At 66.4% G+C, this 17,946-nt stretch carries 21 protein-coding genes and 1 riboswitch; of the genes, 18 read left to right on the top strand and 3 right to left on the bottom strand.

The annotated features are described in order from the left end of the window. The first annotated feature begins 10 nt into the window (after positions 1 to 10). The gene (locus tag FBY36_RS00270) at positions 11 to 745 is read left to right on the top strand and encodes an alpha/beta fold hydrolase (protein WP_142116795.1); all 735 of its coding nucleotides are present in this window, start codon (positions 11 to 13) and stop codon (positions 743 to 745) included. Positions 746 to 749: 4 nt separating this feature from the next. On the opposite strand, the gene thiC is transcribed toward FBY36_RS00270, so the two are convergent. Next, positions 750 to 2,516, bottom strand: a complete 1,767-nt coding sequence (gene thiC / locus FBY36_RS00265; protein ID WP_235008650.1) for a phosphomethylpyrimidine synthase ThiC — start codon at positions 2,514 to 2,516, stop codon at positions 750 to 752. A 48-nt stretch (positions 2,517 to 2,564) separates the two neighbouring features. Further along, a riboswitch (TPP riboswitch) is annotated at positions 2,565 to 2,672 on the bottom strand. 78 nt (positions 2,673 to 2,750) lie between these two features. Here thiC and FBY36_RS00260 point away from each other — a divergent pair. The 17 genes from FBY36_RS00260 to FBY36_RS00180 all read left to right on the top strand — a co-directional run bounded on the left by FBY36_RS00260 (position 2,751) and on the right by FBY36_RS00180 (position 16,152). Next, positions 2,751 to 3,833 (top strand): amidohydrolase family protein, encoded by a 1,083-nt coding sequence (locus tag FBY36_RS00260; protein ID WP_142116791.1) that lies wholly within the window; start codon positions 2,751 to 2,753, stop codon positions 3,831 to 3,833. Between the two features lie 99 nt (positions 3,834 to 3,932). After that, positions 3,933 to 4,808, top strand: a complete 876-nt coding sequence (locus FBY36_RS00255) for a VOC family protein (protein ID WP_142116789.1) — start codon at positions 3,933 to 3,935, stop codon at positions 4,806 to 4,808. A gap of 118 nt (positions 4,809 to 4,926) precedes the next feature. Then, on the top strand, positions 4,927 to 5,382 hold the full coding sequence (locus tag FBY36_RS00250; RefSeq protein ID WP_142116787.1) for a hypothetical protein: 456 nt from the start codon (positions 4,927 to 4,929) through the stop codon (positions 5,380 to 5,382). A gap of 235 nt (positions 5,383 to 5,617) precedes the next feature. Then, positions 5,618 to 6,040, top strand: a complete 423-nt coding sequence (gene rpsP, locus FBY36_RS00245) for a 30S ribosomal protein S16 (RefSeq protein ID WP_056335390.1) — start codon at positions 5,618 to 5,620, stop codon at positions 6,038 to 6,040. A gap of 1 nt (position 6,041) precedes the next feature. Beyond that, entirely contained in the window at positions 6,042 to 6,284 is a 243-nt protein-coding gene (locus tag FBY36_RS00240; protein ID WP_142116785.1) for an RNA-binding protein, read from the top strand. Positions 6,285 to 6,402: 118 nt separating this feature from the next. Beyond that, positions 6,403 to 6,948 (top strand): ribosome maturation factor RimM, encoded by a 546-nt coding sequence (gene rimM / locus FBY36_RS00235; protein ID WP_142116783.1) that lies wholly within the window; start codon positions 6,403 to 6,405, stop codon positions 6,946 to 6,948. Further along, positions 6,949 to 7,794: a tRNA (guanosine(37)-N1)-methyltransferase TrmD gene (gene trmD / locus FBY36_RS00230; protein WP_142116781.1), complete on the top strand. Its 846-nt coding sequence runs from the start codon at positions 6,949 to 6,951 to the stop codon at positions 7,792 to 7,794. 216 nt (positions 7,795 to 8,010) lie between these two features. Further along, positions 8,011 to 8,370 (top strand): 50S ribosomal protein L19, encoded by a 360-nt coding sequence (gene rplS / locus FBY36_RS00225; protein WP_018768283.1) that lies wholly within the window; start codon positions 8,011 to 8,013, stop codon positions 8,368 to 8,370. An 84-nt stretch (positions 8,371 to 8,454) separates the two neighbouring features. Then, a complete protein-coding gene (gene lepB / locus FBY36_RS00220; protein ID WP_142116779.1) occupies positions 8,455 to 9,132 on the top strand; it encodes a signal peptidase I in 678 nt (225 codons plus the stop codon). Then, positions 9,133 to 9,957, top strand: coding sequence for a signal peptidase I (gene lepB / locus FBY36_RS00215; RefSeq protein WP_142116777.1), 825 nt, complete (start codon positions 9,133 to 9,135; stop codon positions 9,955 to 9,957). It begins immediately after the preceding gene. A 50-nt stretch (positions 9,958 to 10,007) separates the two neighbouring features. Next, positions 10,008 to 10,763, top strand: coding sequence for a ribonuclease HII (locus FBY36_RS00210; RefSeq protein WP_142122415.1), 756 nt, complete (start codon positions 10,008 to 10,010; stop codon positions 10,761 to 10,763). Between the two features lie 48 nt (positions 10,764 to 10,811). Beyond that, positions 10,812 to 11,138, top strand: a complete 327-nt coding sequence (locus FBY36_RS00205; RefSeq protein ID WP_056335405.1) for a DUF2469 domain-containing protein — start codon at positions 10,812 to 10,814, stop codon at positions 11,136 to 11,138. A gap of 109 nt (positions 11,139 to 11,247) precedes the next feature. Next, the gene (locus tag FBY36_RS00200) at positions 11,248 to 11,604 is read left to right on the top strand and encodes a YraN family protein (protein ID WP_142116775.1); all 357 of its coding nucleotides are present in this window, start codon (positions 11,248 to 11,250) and stop codon (positions 11,602 to 11,604) included. Next, a complete protein-coding gene (locus FBY36_RS00195; RefSeq protein ID WP_142122414.1) occupies positions 11,604 to 13,148 on the top strand; it encodes a YifB family Mg chelatase-like AAA ATPase in 1,545 nt (514 codons plus the stop codon). Before FBY36_RS00200 ends, FBY36_RS00195 begins: the two co-directional genes overlap by 1 nt. Before the next feature lie 152 nt (positions 13,149 to 13,300). Next, positions 13,301 to 14,437: a DNA-processing protein DprA gene (dprA, locus tag FBY36_RS00190; protein ID WP_235008921.1), complete on the top strand. Its 1,137-nt coding sequence runs from the start codon at positions 13,301 to 13,303 to the stop codon at positions 14,435 to 14,437. Between the two features lie 46 nt (positions 14,438 to 14,483). Continuing rightward, on the top strand, positions 14,484 to 15,410 hold the full coding sequence (locus FBY36_RS00185) for a tyrosine recombinase XerC (protein WP_142116772.1): 927 nt from the start codon (positions 14,484 to 14,486) through the stop codon (positions 15,408 to 15,410). A 238-nt stretch (positions 15,411 to 15,648) separates the two neighbouring features. Then, entirely contained in the window at positions 15,649 to 16,152 is a 504-nt protein-coding gene (locus FBY36_RS00180) for a DUF3145 domain-containing protein (RefSeq protein ID WP_142116770.1), read from the top strand. Between the two features lie 115 nt (positions 16,153 to 16,267). Here FBY36_RS00180 and fabF read toward each other — a convergent pair whose 3' ends face one another. Both fabF and FBY36_RS00170 read right to left on the bottom strand, forming a co-directional pair. Beyond that, entirely contained in the window at positions 16,268 to 17,503 is a 1,236-nt protein-coding gene (fabF, locus tag FBY36_RS00175) for a beta-ketoacyl-ACP synthase II (protein ID WP_142116768.1), read from the bottom strand. Positions 17,504 to 17,681: 178 nt separating this feature from the next. Next, positions 17,682 to 17,927: an acyl carrier protein gene (locus FBY36_RS00170; protein WP_066292130.1), complete on the bottom strand. Its 246-nt coding sequence runs from the start codon at positions 17,925 to 17,927 to the stop codon at positions 17,682 to 17,684. Positions 17,928 to 17,946: the final 19 nt, after the last annotated feature.

Here is a 17,946-nt window from a genome sequence, read left to right as displayed (position 1 = left end):
GGGTTGGGTCATGTTCAAGCAGAGGGTAGTGTTCGTGCACGGCGCCGGGAATTTCGGCGCCGCCGCATGGCCGCGCCAGCACGGCATGGCACTGTCCTACGACGCACTGTTCCTGCGCCGCCACGGGTTTGATCCCGTGGCTGAGCCCGTGGAGTCGTCCTTCGATGAGGACACTGCCATTGTGCTGCGGTCTCTGGCCGACGACGGCAGGGGCGCCGCGGGAGGGCACGTCGTGGCACACGCCCAGGGCGCCATCGCGGCGATGATGGCCGCCGTCCAACGTCCCGACCTCGTTTTTTCATTGACGCTGGTGGAGCCGGCCTGCCTGTCGCTGACTGCCGAGCTTCCCGCCACGGCGGCGCATATCAAGCTGATGCAGCCGCTGTTCGACGTCCGGCACCAGCTCAGCGATGAGGATTTCCAGCGCGAATTCGTCCGGCGCGTCTATGCCACCGATCTGCAGCAACCGGCCACGGCCGAGGAAAAGCGCTCTGCCCGGCGGCTGCGGCTGCAGGCGCCGGCCTGGGAAGCTCCGCTGCACATCGTTCCCGGCGTTCCCACCCTGGTCCTGACCGGGGGATGGGAGCCGCTCTACGAGGAGATCGCAGGCTACCTGCGCGAGACCGGCGCCCTCCACCGCACCGCGGCGGGAGGGCACCGGCCCCATGACTCCGTGGAAGGGGACCGGATCATCCGCTCCTTCATCAGGGACGTCAGCCGCGTGCAGTCAGCCCGGGCCTCCTGAACCCCTAATTTTGGGCGGGAACGGTCAGCTCCGGCAAGTAAACCTTTCCGCCCGCCGCCAGGAACTCCTGGCTCTTGTCCCTCATGCCGGCTGCAGCGTCCGCCAGGGCAGCCTGTGCTTCTGCTGATCCGTACTCGTCCCGGATGTCCTGGCTGATCCTCATGGAGCAGAACTTTGGACCGCACATGGAGCAGAAATGCGCCGTCTTGGCCGGTTCTGCGGGCAGTGTCTCGTCATGGAAGGCCTCCGCCGTCACCGGGTCCAGGGACAGTGCGAACTGGTCGCGCCAGCGGAACTCGAACCGCGCCTTGGACAGGGCGTCGTCCCGTTCATGGGCGCCGGGGTGTCCCTTCGCGAGATCTGCGGCGTGCGCAGCGATCTTGTACGTGATCACCCCCGTTTTGACGTCGTCCTTGTTGGGCAGGCCCAGGTGTTCCTTCGGGGTGACGTAGCAGAGCATGGCCGTGCCGTACCGGGCGATTTCCGTGGCGCCGATGGCCGAGGTGATGTGGTCGTACCCGGGGGCCACATCGGTGACGAGCGGGCCCAGGGTGTAGAAGGGCGCGCCTTTGCACAGTTCCTGCTGGCGTTCAACGTTTTCGCGGACCAGGTGGAACGGCACGTGGCCCGGCCCTTCCACCATCACCTGTACGTCATACTCCCAGGCGCGCTGTGTCAGCTCAGCCAGGGTGTCCAGTTCCGCGAACTGCGCAGCGTCATTGGCGTCCGCCGTCGCTCCCGGCCGCAGTCCATCGCCCAGGGAGAACGCGACGTCGTACTTCGCGAAGATCGCGCAGAGCTCATCGAAATGCGTGTACAGGAAGTTTTCCTGGTGGTGGGCCAGGCACCATCCGGCCATGATCGAACCGCCGCGCGAGACGATGCCCGTCACCCGGTTGGCCGTGAGGGGAACATACCGGAGCAGGACGCCGGCGTGGACGGTCATGTAGTCCACGCCCTGTTCGCACTGCTCAATGACCGTGTCGCGGAAGATCTCCCACGTCAGCGCATTGGCTTCGCCGTTGACCTTCTCCAGGGCCTGGTAGATCGGGACGGTGCCGATCGGCACCGGAGAGTTGCGGATGATCCATTCGCGGGTGGTGTGGATGTCATCGCCAGTGGAAAGGTCCATCACCGTGTCCGCGCCCCACTGGGTGGCCCACTGCAGCTTGTCCACCTCTTCGGCAATGGAGCTGGTAACGGCCGAGTTGCCGATGTTGGCGTTGATCTTCACCAGGAACGCCTTGCCGATGATCATCGGTTCGGACTCGGGGTGGTTGATGTTGCTGGGGATGATGGCACGGCCGGCGGCCACCTCGCTGCGGACCAGCTCCACATCGCAGTTCTCCCGCAGCGCCACGAAGCGCATCTCGGGAGTGATGACGCCCTGCCGCGCGTAGTGCATCTGCGTCACGGTTTTACCTTCGACGCCGCGGCGGGGCACCGGCCGCGCTCCTTTCCACTCTGCGCTCGCCGCGCCGCGCCGGACTGCCGACCGGCCGTCGTCGAGCAGGTTCCGTTCCCGGCCGCCATAGGCTTCCGAGTCTCCCCGTGCGGCTATCCATTCAGTGCGGAAAGGGGGAAGGCCGCGGACAGGATCGCTGCCCGGCCCGGCAGTGCGGTAGGTCCGGAAGGGCGCATTCGGCGCTCCATTGGGGGAGGGCTCCAGGGCAATCTCCGTCACCGGGACCCGGATGCCTGGCTCCGCGTCCTCGAGGAACGCCAGCGAATGTGACTTCAGGGACTGCGTTACGGCGCTGTCTTCAGGCATGGCCTTCCCGGACTGGTTTTGGGCAGGGCTTAGCTGTGCATTTGGTGTACTCAAGGAATACTCACTTCCTTCGCCGGCATTACCCGGACAGGTTCAACGGTCGCAGGCTGCGTCAGCCCGATCTCAGCCCCTGCAGGGGCACCCGTGTGGTCAGGAACGAAGCTACCACAGCCCTCCGGAAGGGCCTTGTCACATGGCCGGTGCTAGCCTGACTGGCGACAAAGAGGGAGTCCAATGCCGGAGATCATCGAATTCAGCGGCCCTGTGCTTACGGGGCCGGACACAGAGCAGCGGGGCCTGTGGTCCGTCGACGGAAAGCTGACGTACACCCGTCCCCGCCAGGCGCCGGACCGCGTTCTGGACGGTTGGGTGCTGCCCGGCTTCGTGGACGCCCACTGCCATATCGGACTCGGACCGGGCGGCCCGGTGGACCCAACAACTGCCGAAGACCAGGCCCGGGCGGACCTGTCGGCAGGCACGTTGCTGGTCCGGGACGCAGGTTCCCCAGCCGATACCCGGTGGATGCAGGGCGGCCGGGACTTCCCGCTGCTGATCCGCGCCGGACGCCACATTGCCCGCAGCCGCAGGTATCTGCGGGGCTTCGCGGCAGAGGTGGAACCGGACGGCCTGGTAGAAGCCGTCCGGAAGCAGGCGCGCGACAGCGACGGCTGGGTCAAGCTCGTGGGCGACTGGATCGACCGCGGCGCCGGCGACCTGGCGCCGTCGTTTCCCGCCGCCGTCGTCCGCGATGCCGTGAGCGCAGCCCACGACGAAGGCGCCCGGGTGACCGCACACTGCTTCGCCGAGGACACCCTGGACCAGATGCTGGATGCCGGAATTGACTGCATTGAACATGCAACGGGGCTCCTGCCGCGGCACCTGCCCCGGTTCGCGCAGCAGGATGTGCCGATCGTGCCCACCCTCATCAACATCGCCACCTTCCCGGGGATCGCTGCCCAGGCAGACGCCAAGTTCCCGCGCTACGCAGCCCATATGCGCGCCCTCTGGGAACGCAGGCTGGAACGCGTGGCCGAAGCCCATGCCGCCGGAGTGCGCATCTTTGCCGGCACGGATGCCGGCAGCGTGATCCGCCATGGCAGGATCGCCGACGAGATCCTCGCCCTGCACGGCGCAGGCCTGCCCATGGAGGCGGCGCTGGACGCTGCCTGCTGGTCAGCCCGCACCTGGCTGGGAGCGGAGAACCTGGCGGAAGGTGCCCGGGCCGACGTCGTGGTGTGCCGGGAGGACCCGCGGGCTGTCCCGGAAGCTATCTCGGCCCTGGAACATGTGGTGCTGGGCGGCCGCATCATCCGCTGAGCAGGATGAGCACGGGACTTGGAATAAATTGAAGCTTCAAGTAATTTTAATGTGTGACAGGCCGCCAACGGGACGGCCGCCAACACAAGGAGCCTTCACATGACCGCAGCAGCCAGCAGCCAGGATCTTCTTCCTGCCGACCTCGCCATGGGCACGGTGATGCTCAAGGTGGGCGACATGAAGGTGATGACCGACTACTACCAGCGCGCCCTGGGTCTCGAGGTGGTGGCCGACCAGGACGGCGGCCTGTATCTCGGCAGGCTCGGCAGGCCGTTGGTCCACCTGGCGCCGGCCCCCGGGCTGCACCTTCCCGACAGGGGAGAGGCGGGCCTCTTCCACACGGCCCTGTTGTTCGAGGATCAGGCGTCTCTCGCCGCCACCATCGCCACGGCCGCCCAATACGAGCCCCGCTCCTTCACCGGCAGTGCCGACCACCTGGTCAGTGAGGCCTTCTACTTCACCGATCCCGAGGGCAACGGCATCGAGCTGTACTGGGACCGGCCGCGCAGCAACTGGTCCTGGAACGGGGCGGACGTGGTGATGGACAGCCTCGCGCTTCCGCCGCAGCGCTACCTGGAGCAGCACCTCACCGAGAAGTCCCTCGAGGGCCAGCGGCAGACGTCCGCCGGGGTAGGGCACGTCCACCTTCAGGTGGGCGACGTCCAGACGGCCCGGGACTTCTACGTGGGAACCCTCGGTTTCGAAAAAACGGCGGGCTGGCATGGCCAGGCACTGTTCGTTTCCGCGGGCCGCTACCACCATCACATGGCCATGAACGTCTGGAACAGCCGCGGCGCCGGCCCACGAAAAGACACCCTTGGGCTGGGGGAGGTGCTCATCGAAGTTCCGGCCGGGGACGACGTCGGGGCGCTGGCTGACCGCCTCAAGGTCGCCGGGGTGCCTGCCCACCACACCGGTGCGGAGCTCCGGTTCGAGGATCCATGGCGCAACCGGCTCCGGGTGGCCGTCCGCTGACCGGTTCCTCCCGCCCCGCCGGTATGCGCGGGCAGGTCCGCAACTACTAGGCTGATTCCGTACGGCCGGGTGCAGGCAGCGCCCGGCACGCAGCTCCGCCAACGGAAGGGCACCCGCCATGGGCTTCACCGAGATCTTTGTCGCCACCCATGACGCCGCGCTGAAACGCGCCGGCATCCTCGACGAAGGAAGCGGCTCCGCGGCGGACAGCGGGCCCTCGGGTCAGGCGGTCCGGATCCAGGGCGTCAGCGATTTCGAAGTCGAACAGTTGGGCGATCTTGCCGGGACGGCGGTACATGCCGGCGGCGCCGACTATGAACTCACCATGGTGGACGTCGGCAGCGATTCCCTCCTTGCCGTTCCGCCGGCCATGGTCCGTGCCCTCGCTGATCTGCTCTCCTATGAAACCGAAGGCGAAGGCAATGTCCTTGACGACGTCGCCGAACAGTGGGCCGGCCAGGAGGACATGCCCTTCGACGCCGCACAGGCCAGAAGCTATGTGCAGCAAGTGGCCGAACTGGCGGCTTCACTCGACGATTCCGAGCGGACGGGACTGTACGTCTGGTCCGCCTGAGCCCGGTGGTGCCCGTTTCGGTACCCTGCAGTGCGCCAGGGGCCGGCTGCGGCGGCCCGCGCGGCGGGCCAAGTCGAAATAACGCCGCCCATCTGGCACAATAAACAGGTACTCGATCTGCGTGGCCCCTCTCTCCGCGTCCGGATCCTGTCCTTCGAACCCGCAAGTATGGCCCGCCCCACGGGTGCAGAAAGCCGGGTTCACCCCTTTTTCTGAAACAGGAGTGACCACAAAAGTGGCCGTAAAGATTCGCCTTAAGCGCTTCGGCAAGATGCGCGCCCCGTACTACCGCATCGTCGTCGCGGACTCACGCACCAAGCGTGACGGCCGTGCCATCGAGGAAATCGGCAAGTACCACCCCACCGAAGAGCCCTCGTACATCGAGGTCAACTCCGAGCGTGCGCAGTACTGGCTCTCCGTCGGCGCCCAGCCGTCCGAGCAGGTTGCCGCGATCCTCAAGATCACCGGTGACTGGCAGAAGTTCAAGGGCCTGCCGGGCCAGGAAGGTACCCTCAAGACCAAGGTCGAGAAGGAAGCCTTCGTTGCCCCGGAGAAGGGCTCGGTCATCATCCCGGAAGCCATCACCAAGAAGGCCTCCAAGTCTGACGCTGCCGAGGCCCCGGCCGACGCCGAAGCTGAGACCACCGAGGCTGAGTAAATTGCTGGCAGAAGCGCTGGAACACCTGGTCCGCGGAATCGTCGATTCCCCGGATGACGTCAAGGTCAGCTCCAAGAACAACCGCCGCGGGGACACTCTCGAGGTGCGCGTTCACCAGGAGGACCTGGGACGGGTGATCGGCCGCCAGGGCCGCACGGCCCGCGCATTGCGCACCGTGGTGGCAGCACTGGCCGGCGGCGAACCGGTGAGGGTCGACGTCGTCGATACCGACCGCCGCCGCTGAGCGCTCGGCAACATTCAGCTTTGCTCCGGCCCCTTCACCGTCAGGTGGAGGGGCCGGAGTGCTTTGATCAACACACTGCTTTTCACCAGAACCACCACAATCGGGAACAGAGGAACAGATGCAGCTTCAGGTGGCACGGATTGGCAAGCCGCACGGTATTCGCGGGGAAGTCACCGTCCAGGTGCTGACCGACGCACCGGAGGACCGGTTTGTTCCGGGAACGGAATTCGTCGTTGAACCTGCCGCTTCGGGTCCCCTGACCGTGTCCAGTGCGCGGTGGAACAAGGACATCCTGCTGCTCGGCTTCGAGGAGGTGGCGGACCGCAACCAGGCCGAAACCCTCCGCGGCGCCAAGCTGTTCATTGACACAGAAGAATTGGACATGGACGACGACGAGGGATGGTACGAGCATGAGCTTGTCGGCCTCGAGGCCCGTGTAGGGGCGCAGGTGGTGGGCAAGGTGACAGCATTGAACATCATGCCCGTGCAGGACCTGCTCATGGTCACCACCCCGGACGGCAAGGAAATCCTCATCCCGTTCGTGGAGCAGATTGTGCCCGAGGTGAATATCGAGGAAGGTTTCATCCTCCTCACCCCGCCGGACGGCCTCTTCGAACTTAACTCCGACGAAGCCGCCGCCCCTGAGCCGGAAGGCACGGACTAGATGCGGATCGACGTCGTCAGCATCTTTCCTGAATACCTCGCCCCGCTCGAACTCTCGCTGATCGGCAAGGCCCGCCAGGACGGAATCCTGGACCTGCACGTCCATGACCTCCGCAGCTTCACCACGGACAAGCACCGGTCCGTCGATGACACCCCGTACGGGGGCGGCGCCGGCATGGTCATGAAGCCTGAGCCCTGGGCGCAGGCCCTCTCGGCAGTGGCAGAGGGGCGTCCGGATCCGGAAAGCAGGCCGGTCCTGATCGTTCCATCGCCGGCGGGCGAACGGTTCACGCAGGCCCTCGCCTATGAACTGGCCGAGGAGCAGCACCTGGCGTTTGCCTGCGGGCGGTATGAAGGCATCGATGAACGGGTCGTCGAATGGGCGCAGGAGCACTTCATGGTCCGGCCGGTCAGCCTGGGCGACTATGTGCTGAACGGTGGCGAAGTGGCCGTCCTGGCCATGGTGGAAGCCATCGGCCGCCTGCTGCCCGGCGTGGTGGGGAACCCGGAGTCCCTGGTGGAGGAATCCCACTCCGACGGGCTCCTGGAGTATCCGGTCTACACCAAGCCCTCCGTTTGGCGCGACCGGGAGGTGCCGCCGGTGCTCCTGAGCGGCAACCACGGCAGGATCGCCCAATGGCGGCGTCACGAGCAGTACCGCCGGACAGCAGAGCGGCGGCCGGATCTCCTGGAAGGGTTCGACGCCGGCAGCCTGCCGCGTGCCGACCGCACGGAATTGCATAACCTGGGGTACGACATTGTGGACGGCAGGCTGGCCCGCCGGCCGGAGCCGGCGGCCGGAGCCGGCGGCCCGGCAGCAGGATTAGTGCCCGGCGAATTGGCGTAGCCCTGCCACTGTGGCAAAATTAAGCCTTGTGTCTGCTGGGTCCGCACCTGCCACAGGGGGTAGCGCGGCCAACAGCTGGACAACCGGCCCCATCAAGCCTTGAAGCGGCCGGACCATTTTACTTTCGGCGGGGAGACCCGGCACGCCTTGCGGCGGCCGGACTTGCCTGCCGTGACCCAAAGTGAATGACCTGTGGCGTTCACCAGGAGTGCAATCATGCATATTCTCGACTCCGTCGATGCAGCCTCGCTGCGTAACGATGTTCCCGAATTCCGCGCCGGCGACACGCTCAAGGTGCACGTGAACATCATCGAAGGCAAGAACACCCGTGTCCAGGTCTTCCAGGGCTTCGTCCTGGGCCGCCAGGGCGACGGCGTGCGCGAAACCTTCACGGTCCGCAAGGTCTCCTTCGGTGTTGGCGTGGAGCGTACCTTCCCGGTGCACTCTCCGATCATCGAAAAGATCGAGGTTGTCACCAAGGGTGACGTCCGCCGCGCCAAGCTGTACTACATGCGTGCACTGCGCGGCAAGGCTGCCAAGATCAAGGAAAAGCGCGACTTCAGCTCCGCCAAGTAAGTCCTTCCCGGATTTACCGCCAGGCCGGAGCGCGGCCGTAGCCGGCACGGGCCGGAGCAATGCCCGAGCGCCAGGATACGGACCATGCACCAGACAAAACGCCAGCCCCGCAAAACGGGCTGGCGTTTTGTTTTACTGGCAGTGGTCCTCGCCGTGGCCATCAGCGGGGTGGTCCGGTCCCTCTGGCTTGATGTCTACTTCATTCCATCGGAGTCCATGGAGCCGCTTCTCGAAGGCGGGGACCGGATCCTGGTGTCACGCACGGACTTCCAGTCCGAACCCATACGGCACGGGGACGTTGTTGTTTTCGACGGGCGGGGCAGCTTTGCGCCGTTGAACAGCGGCAAGGGTCCGGTGGTGGATGGGGCAGCGGCAGCCATGCAGTGGCTTGGCCTCACCGGCAGTGACACCACCTACGTCAAACGGGTCATCGGCCTCCCCGGCGATACCGTGGTCTGTTGCGACGCCGGTGGCAAGGTTACCGTCAACGGCGAACCCTTGGATGAGCCCTACATCTTCCCCGGGGATGCACCCAGCACGCAGAAGTTCAGCACGCTGGTTCCGGAGGGGAGGCTGTGGCTGATGGGGGACCACCGCTCCGTGTCCGCGGATTCGCGCAGCCTGCTGGGCGCCCCCGGCGGCGGGCTGGTTCCGCTGGACCGGGTGATTGGCCGGCCGGTCCAGATCCTTTGGCCGCTTGATAGATTTGCTCCAGTATCACGGCCTCCCGCATCGAGGCCAACAACACAGAACGGACGGTAAATGCCCGAGAACCACGCGCGGAAACCTGAACCGCGCCACGACGGCGCATCAGAGACGCCCGCCGTTCAAGCTTCCTCGGTGCCCGGCGGGTCCCCGGAACCTGCACACGTCCATCGGCGGGACAGGACGGCGTCCAAGGAGGCCGGCAAGTCCAGCGGCAATCCCTTGCTGGGCTGGCTGAGGGAAATCGCCACAGTGGTGGTCATTGCCGTGGTGCTGTCCTTCCTGATCAAGACTTTCCTGTTCCGGGCTTTCTTCATCCCGTCGGAGTCCATGGTGAACACCCTGGATGTGGATGACCGGATCTTCGTCAACCTCTTGGTTCCGGAGCCCTTTGCGCTCAGCCGCGGGGACATTGTGGTGTTCCGCGACACCAAGGGCTGGCTGCCCCCAGCCCCGGCCAAGGAGCAGGGTCCCTTCACCTGGGTCCAGGACGGCCTGACCTTTGTTGGCCTCCTGCCGGATAATTCGGAGCAGCACCTGGTCAAGCGTGTCATCGGGCTCCCTGGTGACCACGTGGTCTGCTGTGACGCCGGCGGTAAACTGACCATTAACGGGACCGCCATCGACGAGAAGTACATCAATCCCGCGGAAGTCCCGCAGATCCGCAACTTTGACGTCACCGTACCGGAAGGCAAGGTGTGGGTGATGGGTGACAACCGGAACCATTCTGCCGATTCCCGTGCCCACATGGAGACTGACGGGGGATTCATCGACCTCAAGGACCTCGAAGGCAAGGCTGCGGTCATCGCCTGGCCGCTGAACAGGATCAAGACCCTGGACAACTACCCGGACGTGTTCCGTGCCGTCCCGGGGGCCCGCTGACCGTGCCTTCAGCAGTACAGGCTTCGGCAGCAGTGAAGGCTTCCCCCGCGGTGAAGGGACGTTCCAGGTCAAAACCGGCAGTACGCGGCGGTAAGGCTCCCACCCTGCGGCACGAACGGACCTTCAAGGCCCAGGGGATACGGCTCCTGGCCGGGGTGGACGAGGTTGGCCGTGGTGCCCTCGCCGGTCCCGTCAGCGTGGGAATCGCGGTCGTCGACCTGGAACGCCAAAAGCCGCTTGCCGGCGTGCGGGACAGCAAACTCCTCAGCCCGGCGGAACGGGAACGGCTGGATCCCCTCGTGCGGCGCTGGAGTGTCGCTTCAGCTGTGGGGCACGCCTCCGCCGGCGAGATTGATTCCCTCGGCATCATCGCTGCCCTTCGGCTCGCCGGAACCCGGGCCTGGGGCAGCATCCTGGCTGCCGGCGTCGTTCCGGACGCTGTGTTGTTGGACGGAAGCCACAACTGGCTTTCCCCCGCGGAGCAGCTGTCCCTGTTCGACCAGCCCGTTCTTGAGGCTTCCTGTAACGCACCCGTCCATACCAAGGTCAAGGCTGACATGCAGTGCCTCAGCGTCGCGGCCGCGAGCGTCATTGCCAAGGTGGAACGCGACCGGATGATGCGGGAGCTGCACTGCGAATTTCCCCATTACGGCTGGGACCTCAACAAGGGATACGCCACGGCAGCGCACCGGGACGTCCTCCGTGCCGCTGGCCCCACTCCCTACCACCGGGTCAGCTGGCGGCTGCTCGGCGGCGAACTGCAGGACGTGGAGGTGCCCGACGGCGAAGAGCCCTGCGAAGACTGACTCCGCCGCCCGGCGTCAGCCGTGCCGGACATGGTGCAAGATGGAAGCATGAGTGCTGAGGATCTTGAGAACTATGAAACCGACATGGAGCTTCAGCTCTACCGTGAATACCGCGACGTCGTCGGCCTCTTCAGCTACGTGGTCGAGACCGAGCGGCGCTTTTACCTGGCCAACCATGTGGACCTCCAGGCCCGCAGCGCCGATGGTGAGGTCTATTTCGACCTGACCCTCCAGGACGCCTGGGTATGGGATGTCTACCGCTCGGCACGGTTCGTCAAAAGCGTCAGGGTCCTGACCTTCAAGGACGTGAACGTGGAGGAACTGCCCCGCAACGAGGAACTGGCCCTGCCCAAGGACGTCGACCTGGGCAACTAGGACCCTCCGGGAACCCTGACTTCCCCTCCACACAGGCCCCTGTCCACATACGGCAGGGGCCTCCTGCCGTCCGCCGCCATCCGCCGCCAGGCTTGTTGCGGAGGTAGAAATGAAATCCAAAGACCTGTTGGGCCGGCGGGGCGAAGACCTTGCCGTGGACTATCTTGAAGCACTGGGCATGCTGGTGGTGGAGCGCAACTGGAGGTGCGCAGAGGGCGAGATCGACATCGTTGCCCTCGACGGTGACGCCCTGGTCATCGCCGAAGTCAAAACCCGCCGCTCGCTGGACTACGGCCACCCCTTTGAAGCCGTGGGCCCGGAAAAGCTGGCCCGGCTGCACCGTCTCGGTGCTGCCTGGTGCCGGGACCGCGAGCTGCGGATGCCCCTTCGCCGCGTTGACGTTGTCGCCGTCGTGGACGACGGCGTCGGGGAACCCGTGGTCGAACACCTCAAGGGGGTGGGGTGATGGCACTCGGGCGGACCTACTCCATTGCCCTCGTTGGGCTTAACGGCTACATGGTGGAGGTCGAGGCGGACATCGGCCAGACTCTTCCGGCCTTTGTCATTCTTGGGCTGCCGGACGCATCCCTGAATGAAGCCAGGGAGCGCATCCGGTCAGCCGCGAAGAACTCGGGGATTCCGCTCAGCCGCAGGAAGATCACGGCCAACCTCATTCCTGCTTCGCTGCCCAAGCGCGGCTCGGGCTTCGATCTCGCCGTCACCATGGCCGTGCTCCGGGCAGCGAACGACATCAAGCCCACCGGGCGCACAGTCTTTATCGCTGAACTGGGACTCGACGGGAGGCTGCGGCCGGTGCGGGGCATCCTGCCGGCGGTCATGGCGGCCGTCCAGGCGGGTTATCCGGAGATCGTGGTGGCGCAGGCCAACCTTGCCGAGGCCTCCCTGGTCCCGGGCGCGGAGGTGCGAGGCTACCGTACGCTGGCCCGGCTCGCCCTCGACTTTGGGGCCGATCCGCAGGAGCTTGCCCTGGACTTCGAACCTGAGGAGGCCGACGATGCCGGTGAAGGCCCTGCCCTGCCCGGCCCTTGTCCGGATATGGCAGATGTCTCCGGGCAGGGGGAAGCGCGCCGGGCGTTGGAAGTGGCAGCTGCCGGCGCCCATCATCTGCTCCTTACCGGTCCGCCGGGTGCCGGCAAGACCATGCTGGCGGAGCGGCTCCCCGGCCTCCTGCCGGACCTTGGCGACCACGAGTCCATGGAAGTCACGGCCATCCACTCGCTGTGCGGCCTGCCCGCATCCTCAGTGCAGCTCCTGCGCCGGCCGCCGTTCGAGAACCCGCACCACTCAGCCACCGCTGCAGCCATTATCGGCGGTGGGACTGGGCTGCCCCGGCCTGGCGCGGCATCACGTGCCCACCGGGGCGTGCTGTTTCTTGATGAGGCGCCCGAATACGAACGGCGTGTCTTGGACGCGCTCCGGCAGCCGCTGGAGAGCGGGGAGCTGGTCATCCACCGGTCGGCCGGGACAGCGGCCTATCCCGCCCGCTTCCAACTGGTACTTGCGGCCAACCCCTGCCCCTGCGGCAAAGCATCGGGCAAGGGGCTGGACTGCACCTGCACCCCCATGATGCGCCGCCGGTACCTCGCCAGGATGTCCGGACCCCTGCTGGACCGGGTGGATATCCAGTTGCAGGTGGAGCGGGTGTCCCTGGCCGAGTTCGGTCAGGCGGGCGCGGAAGAGGACACCGCGTCAGTGGCACGGCGGGTCCTGGACGCGCGTGCGCGGCAGGCGGAACGGTTGCAGCCCTACGGCCTTGAGACGAATTCCCAGGTGCCCGGGCGCATCCTGCGCGGTGAATTGCGGCTTCCACCGGCCGCAACGCGGATCCTCGACCAGTCCCTCGAGCGGGGCGTGCTGACCGCGAGAGGCTATGACCGCGTCCTTCGGCTCGCCTGGACCCTGGCGGACCTGGGGCACCGCGAGACGCCGGACCCAAACGACATCGGACAGGCTCTGGGCCTGCGCCAGGCTGCGGCGGCCGCGGCATGAGACACCAGGATGCGCGGAACAACGTGAAGGAAACGGGCGTGGATACGGAACAGTTTGTGGCGAAGGAACAGGTTGTGGTGACGGAACAGGGCACGAAGAAGGCAAGGGGCACCGATGCCGAGCGGCTGGCCCGGGCAGCCCTTTCACGGCTGATGGAGCCCCAGGACACCGCGGGACTGGCCCTCGTCCAGTTGGCAGGGGCAACCGATGCCCTGCGCATCGCCACCGGACAGGTGGCGGCAGGGCCTGACCTGGAGCGCGGCATGACATCGCTGCTGGCTGAGAGCGGGGCCGCCAGCAGCTGGGCCGGACTTGCTGCCGCTTTGAAGCGCTGGCAGCCGCGGCTGCCTGACCTTGCTCCGGAACGCGACCTTGCCACCATGGCCCGGCTTGGTGGACGCCTCATCATTCCCAGTGATGAGCTGTGGCCCGCCCAGCTGGCGGACCTGGGAATCCAGGAGCCCATCTGCCTCTGGTGGCGCGGCCAGGAACAACCGCTGCCGGGGCCGGAGAAATGCATCGCCCTTGTAGGATCCCGGGACAGCACCAGCTACGGGGCGGCGGTAACCGGGGACATCGCTTACTCGCTGGCGCAGCGCGGCTTCACGGTGGTGTCGGGCGGGGCCTACGGGATCGATGCGCATGCGCACAGGGCCGCCCTTGCCGGCGGCTCCTCGGCTGTCCCCACCATCGCCGTCATGGCCGGGGGAGTGGACAGGTTCTATCCATCCGGTAACGACGACCTGCTGCGGGCCGTGGCAAACCAGGGAGCGGTGCTGGCCGAGGTACCGCCGGGATCGGCCCCTACCCGCTACCGCTTCCTTCAGCGGAATCGTCTGATTGCCGCCCTGGCGGGGGTGACGGTGGTGGTGGAGGCACGGTGGCGCTCCGGTGCACTCAACACGGCCCATCATGCCGAAACCCTGGGCCGTGCCGTGGGCGCCGTTCCCGGCTCTGTCCACAGCGCCAATTCCGCCGGCTGTCACCGCCTCCTCCGCGACGGGGGAGCTGTCTGCGTCACCGATGCAGCCGAAGTGGCCGAGTTGGCATCACCCAGCGGAACGGAGTTGCCTGCGCAACGCACCGCAGAGGCGGCAGTGCAGGACGGATTGACCCTGGAAGACCTGATCCTGCTGGACGCATTGCCGCTTCGCTCCACCACGTCCGTGGAAAAGCTCTCAGCCGTGGCGGGTCTCGGCCAGGACTCGGTACGGGCTGGACTTGGGAGGCTCGGACTGCTGGGACTTGCAGTCTCGGAGCGGGGCGGCTGGAAACGCGGCAAGCCATGACCGTGTCCACCGGCGGTACAGGCCGGGCAACTGGGAAAGTAGGGGAGTGGACAATGAAGAACTGCCCGGGGAACTGCACAAGGCACTGGACGCATTCGCCGGCCATCTGTCGGGGGAACGTGCGGTGTCCGCCCACACAAGGCGTGCGTACCTGGGCGACCTGCGCAGCCTCCTTGCCCACGCCGCCTCGGAAGGCGCCGCAGGACTGCAGGATCTCGAACTCGGAACATTCCGGCGGTGGCTTGGCAGCCAAAGTTCCGCAGGCGCCTCGCGGGCAACCCTCGCCCGCCGGTCTGCCACCGCACGGGCCTTCACCGCGTGGGCTGTCCGCGAAGAACTCATCGACGCGGACCCTGCCCTGCGGCTGAAGGCACCCAAACGCGAAGGATCCCTTCCGGCGGTCCTGCAGGCACCCCAACTTACACGCATCCTGGAGGGCCTGGAGGGGGCAGCCGGGGAGGGCGAACCGCTCGCCGTGCGGAACCGCGCCATCGTGGAACTCCTCTACGCCACGGGCATCCGGGTAGGCGAACTCACCGGATTGGACGTCGACGACCTGGACCCGGACCGCCGGACACTGCGCGTCATAGGCAAGGGCAACAAGGAGCGCACGGTTCCGTTCGGAGTGCCGGCCGCCGTGGCCGTCGATGACTGGCTCCGGCGGGGGCGCCCGGTCCTGGCGAAGGACAACAGCGGGCCCGCGCTCTTCCTGGGCGCACGCGGGGGAAGGATCGACCAGCGCCAGGTCCGCGCCCTGGTCAACACACTGTTCGAGGCGCTGGGTGATACCTCCGCGTCCGGGCCCCACGCCCTGCGGCACTCGGCCGCCACGCACCTGCTCGACGGCGGCGCGGACCTCCGCGCCGTACAGGAGATTCTAGGGCACAGCAGCCTGGCCACCACCCAGATCTACACGCACGTCTCGGTTGACCGGCTTCGGAAGAGTTATCAGCAGGCCCATCCCCGTGCCTGATTCGACCTGCTAATCGCACTGGCGTAATTCCATGGGGTACGGCACAATAAGAGTCACGTCCGGCAACTTTCAAGTGCGGCTTGAAGCTCACAAGGCCTCGAACCGCACGGCGAGCCCGGACACAGCTTAATCTGATACATCTGAATACAGGCAGGGAACCACGCCGCAGTGCAGGCACGGCAGTTCCATCCAGGCAGAGGTCGTTGGGGAAGACGTACCTAGAGCTATGGAGGATGGAATGTCTGTTGCAATGACCCGCGGTGTGCTGTTCGTTCACTCGGCCCCTACGGCGCTGTGCCCCCACGTTGAGTGGGCAGTCGGCGCCGTCGTGGACAAGCGGACGGACCTTGAGTGGACCCCACAGCCTGCTGCGCCCGGAATGTTCCGGGCGGAGTTGTCCTGGACCGGAGCCCCCGGCACGGGAGCAAAACTGGCGTCCTGCCTCCGTGGCTGGGCGCATCTCCGGTATGAGGTGACGGAGGAGCCCAGCCAGGGTGTGGATGGCGGCCGCTGGTCGCACACCCCCGAACTGGGAATTTTCCATGCCGTCACGGATGTCCACGGCAACATCATGGTGTCCGAGGACCGCATCCGGTATGCCTACGAATCCGGAGCCGGTGACCCTGCCGCCGTCTACCACGAGCTGTCCCTTGCCCTGGGTGAGGCCTGGGACGAAGAACTTGAGCCGTTCCGCCACGCTGCTGAAGGCGCTCCTGTCCGCTGGCTCCACCAGGTGGGCTGACCGCCGTCGTCCGTTCCCACCGCGACGAAACCACATCACCTCCATAGCGCAAAAAGGAGGCCCCGCCTGGCGGCGGGGCCTCCTTTGCCATTCCGGGTGGTTCCCCGGGCCAGGCCTAGATGCTGCGGATGGCCACGACGGCGTTGTGGCCGCCGAAACCGAACGAGTTGCTCAGTGCCACGATGCTTCCGGCAGGGAGGTCACGGGCGGAGGTGACCACGTCGAGCGGGATCTCCGGGTCCTGGTTTTCCAGGTTGATGGTGACCGGCGCCTTCCGCTCATGGACGGCCAGCACGGTGAGGACGGCCTCAACCGCGCCGGAAGCACCCAGGAGGTGGCCCATCTGCGACTTGGTGGCGGAGACTGCCACGTTGTCCACATGGGCGCCAAGGGCGGCACGCAGGGCCGTGTATTCAGGCTTGTCGCCCACGGGCGTGGAGGTGGCGTGGGCGTTGACGTGCACCACGTCCTCAGCCTGGATCCGGCCGTCGAACATCGCCGCCTTCAGGGCGCGGGTGGCGCCAAGGCCCTCGGGGTCCGGGGCGGTGATGTGGTACGCGTCGGCAGTGACGGAGGTACCGGCGAGCTCGGCATAGATGCGGGCTCCGCGGGCCAGTGCGTGTTCCTCGGCCTCGAGCACCAGCGCGCCGGCGCCTTCGCCCATGACGAAGCCGTCGCGGGCGGTGTCGTACGGGCGTGAGGCGCGCTCGGGTTCGTCATTCCGGCGGGACAGTGCCTGCATCGAGGCAAAGGCCGCCAGGGGCATGGGGTGGATGGCAGCCTCGGCGCCGCCGCACATGACCACGTCTGCCTTGCCTGAGCGGATGAGCTCCAGGCCGAGGTGCATGGCCTCCGTGCCTGATGCGCAGGCGGACACCGGGGTATGGGCGCCGGCACGGGCGCCGAGGTCCAGGCTGACGGCCGCGGCAACACCATTGGGCATAAGCATGGGCACCGTCATGGGAAGGACCCGGCGGGGACCCTTTTCCTTCAGGGTGTCCCAGGCGTCCAGCAGCGTCCAGACGCCGCCAATGCCGGTGGCAAAGGCAACCGCCAGCCGGTCCTGGTCGAATTCGGTGATGCCGGAGTCCGCCCATGCTTCACGGGCGGCGATGACGCCGAACTGCGTGGAGGGATCCATCCGCTTGGCCTCAACGCGGCTGAGGACCTCAAGGGCCGGTGTGCTGCACCGGGCGGCGAAGTGGACGGGGAGTTCGTACTTGGCTACCCAGTCGTCCTCCAGGGTGCGGGCACCGGAGACCCCTTTGAGGGCGTTGTTCCACATTGTGGGCACGTCGCCGCCGATGGGCGTGGTGGCACCCAGACCGGTAATGACTACTTTGCGTGTCATGGGATCACTCTTTCGTCGGTGGGGGTATCCGCCTGCGGATGTCGCAGGGTCCCGCACAGTTTGTTGATCGGCCAGTCCCGGTTGGGGGGTGCTGTGCCGGATAAATGCGGCGGGCTGCCGGTCCGGTCAGTCCGGACCGGCAGCCCTGCCAAGCCGTGGGACGGCGAGAAGCCTGTGGCTAGGCCTGTGCTCCGGCGATGAAGCTGACGGCGTCGCCGACGGTCTTCAGGTTCTTGACCTCTTCGTCCGGAATGCGGACGCCGAACTTCTCTTCGGCGTTGACCACGATGGTCATCATGGAGATGGAGTCGATGTCCAGGTCCTCGGTGAAGGACTTGTCCAGCTCCACGGCCTCGGGGGCCAGGCCGGTTTCCTCGTTGACGATTTCAGCCAACCCGGACAGGATCTCTTCGTTGCTAGCCATTGGTGGCTCCTTTTCTTGT

The sequence above is a fragment of the Arthrobacter sp. SLBN-122 genome (assembly GCF_006715165.1).
Lineage (GTDB): Bacteria > Actinomycetota > Actinomycetes > Actinomycetales > Micrococcaceae > Arthrobacter.
The sequence above is the reverse complement of the archived record's forward strand: the minus strand, read 5'-3'. Positions and strand labels throughout refer to the sequence as shown.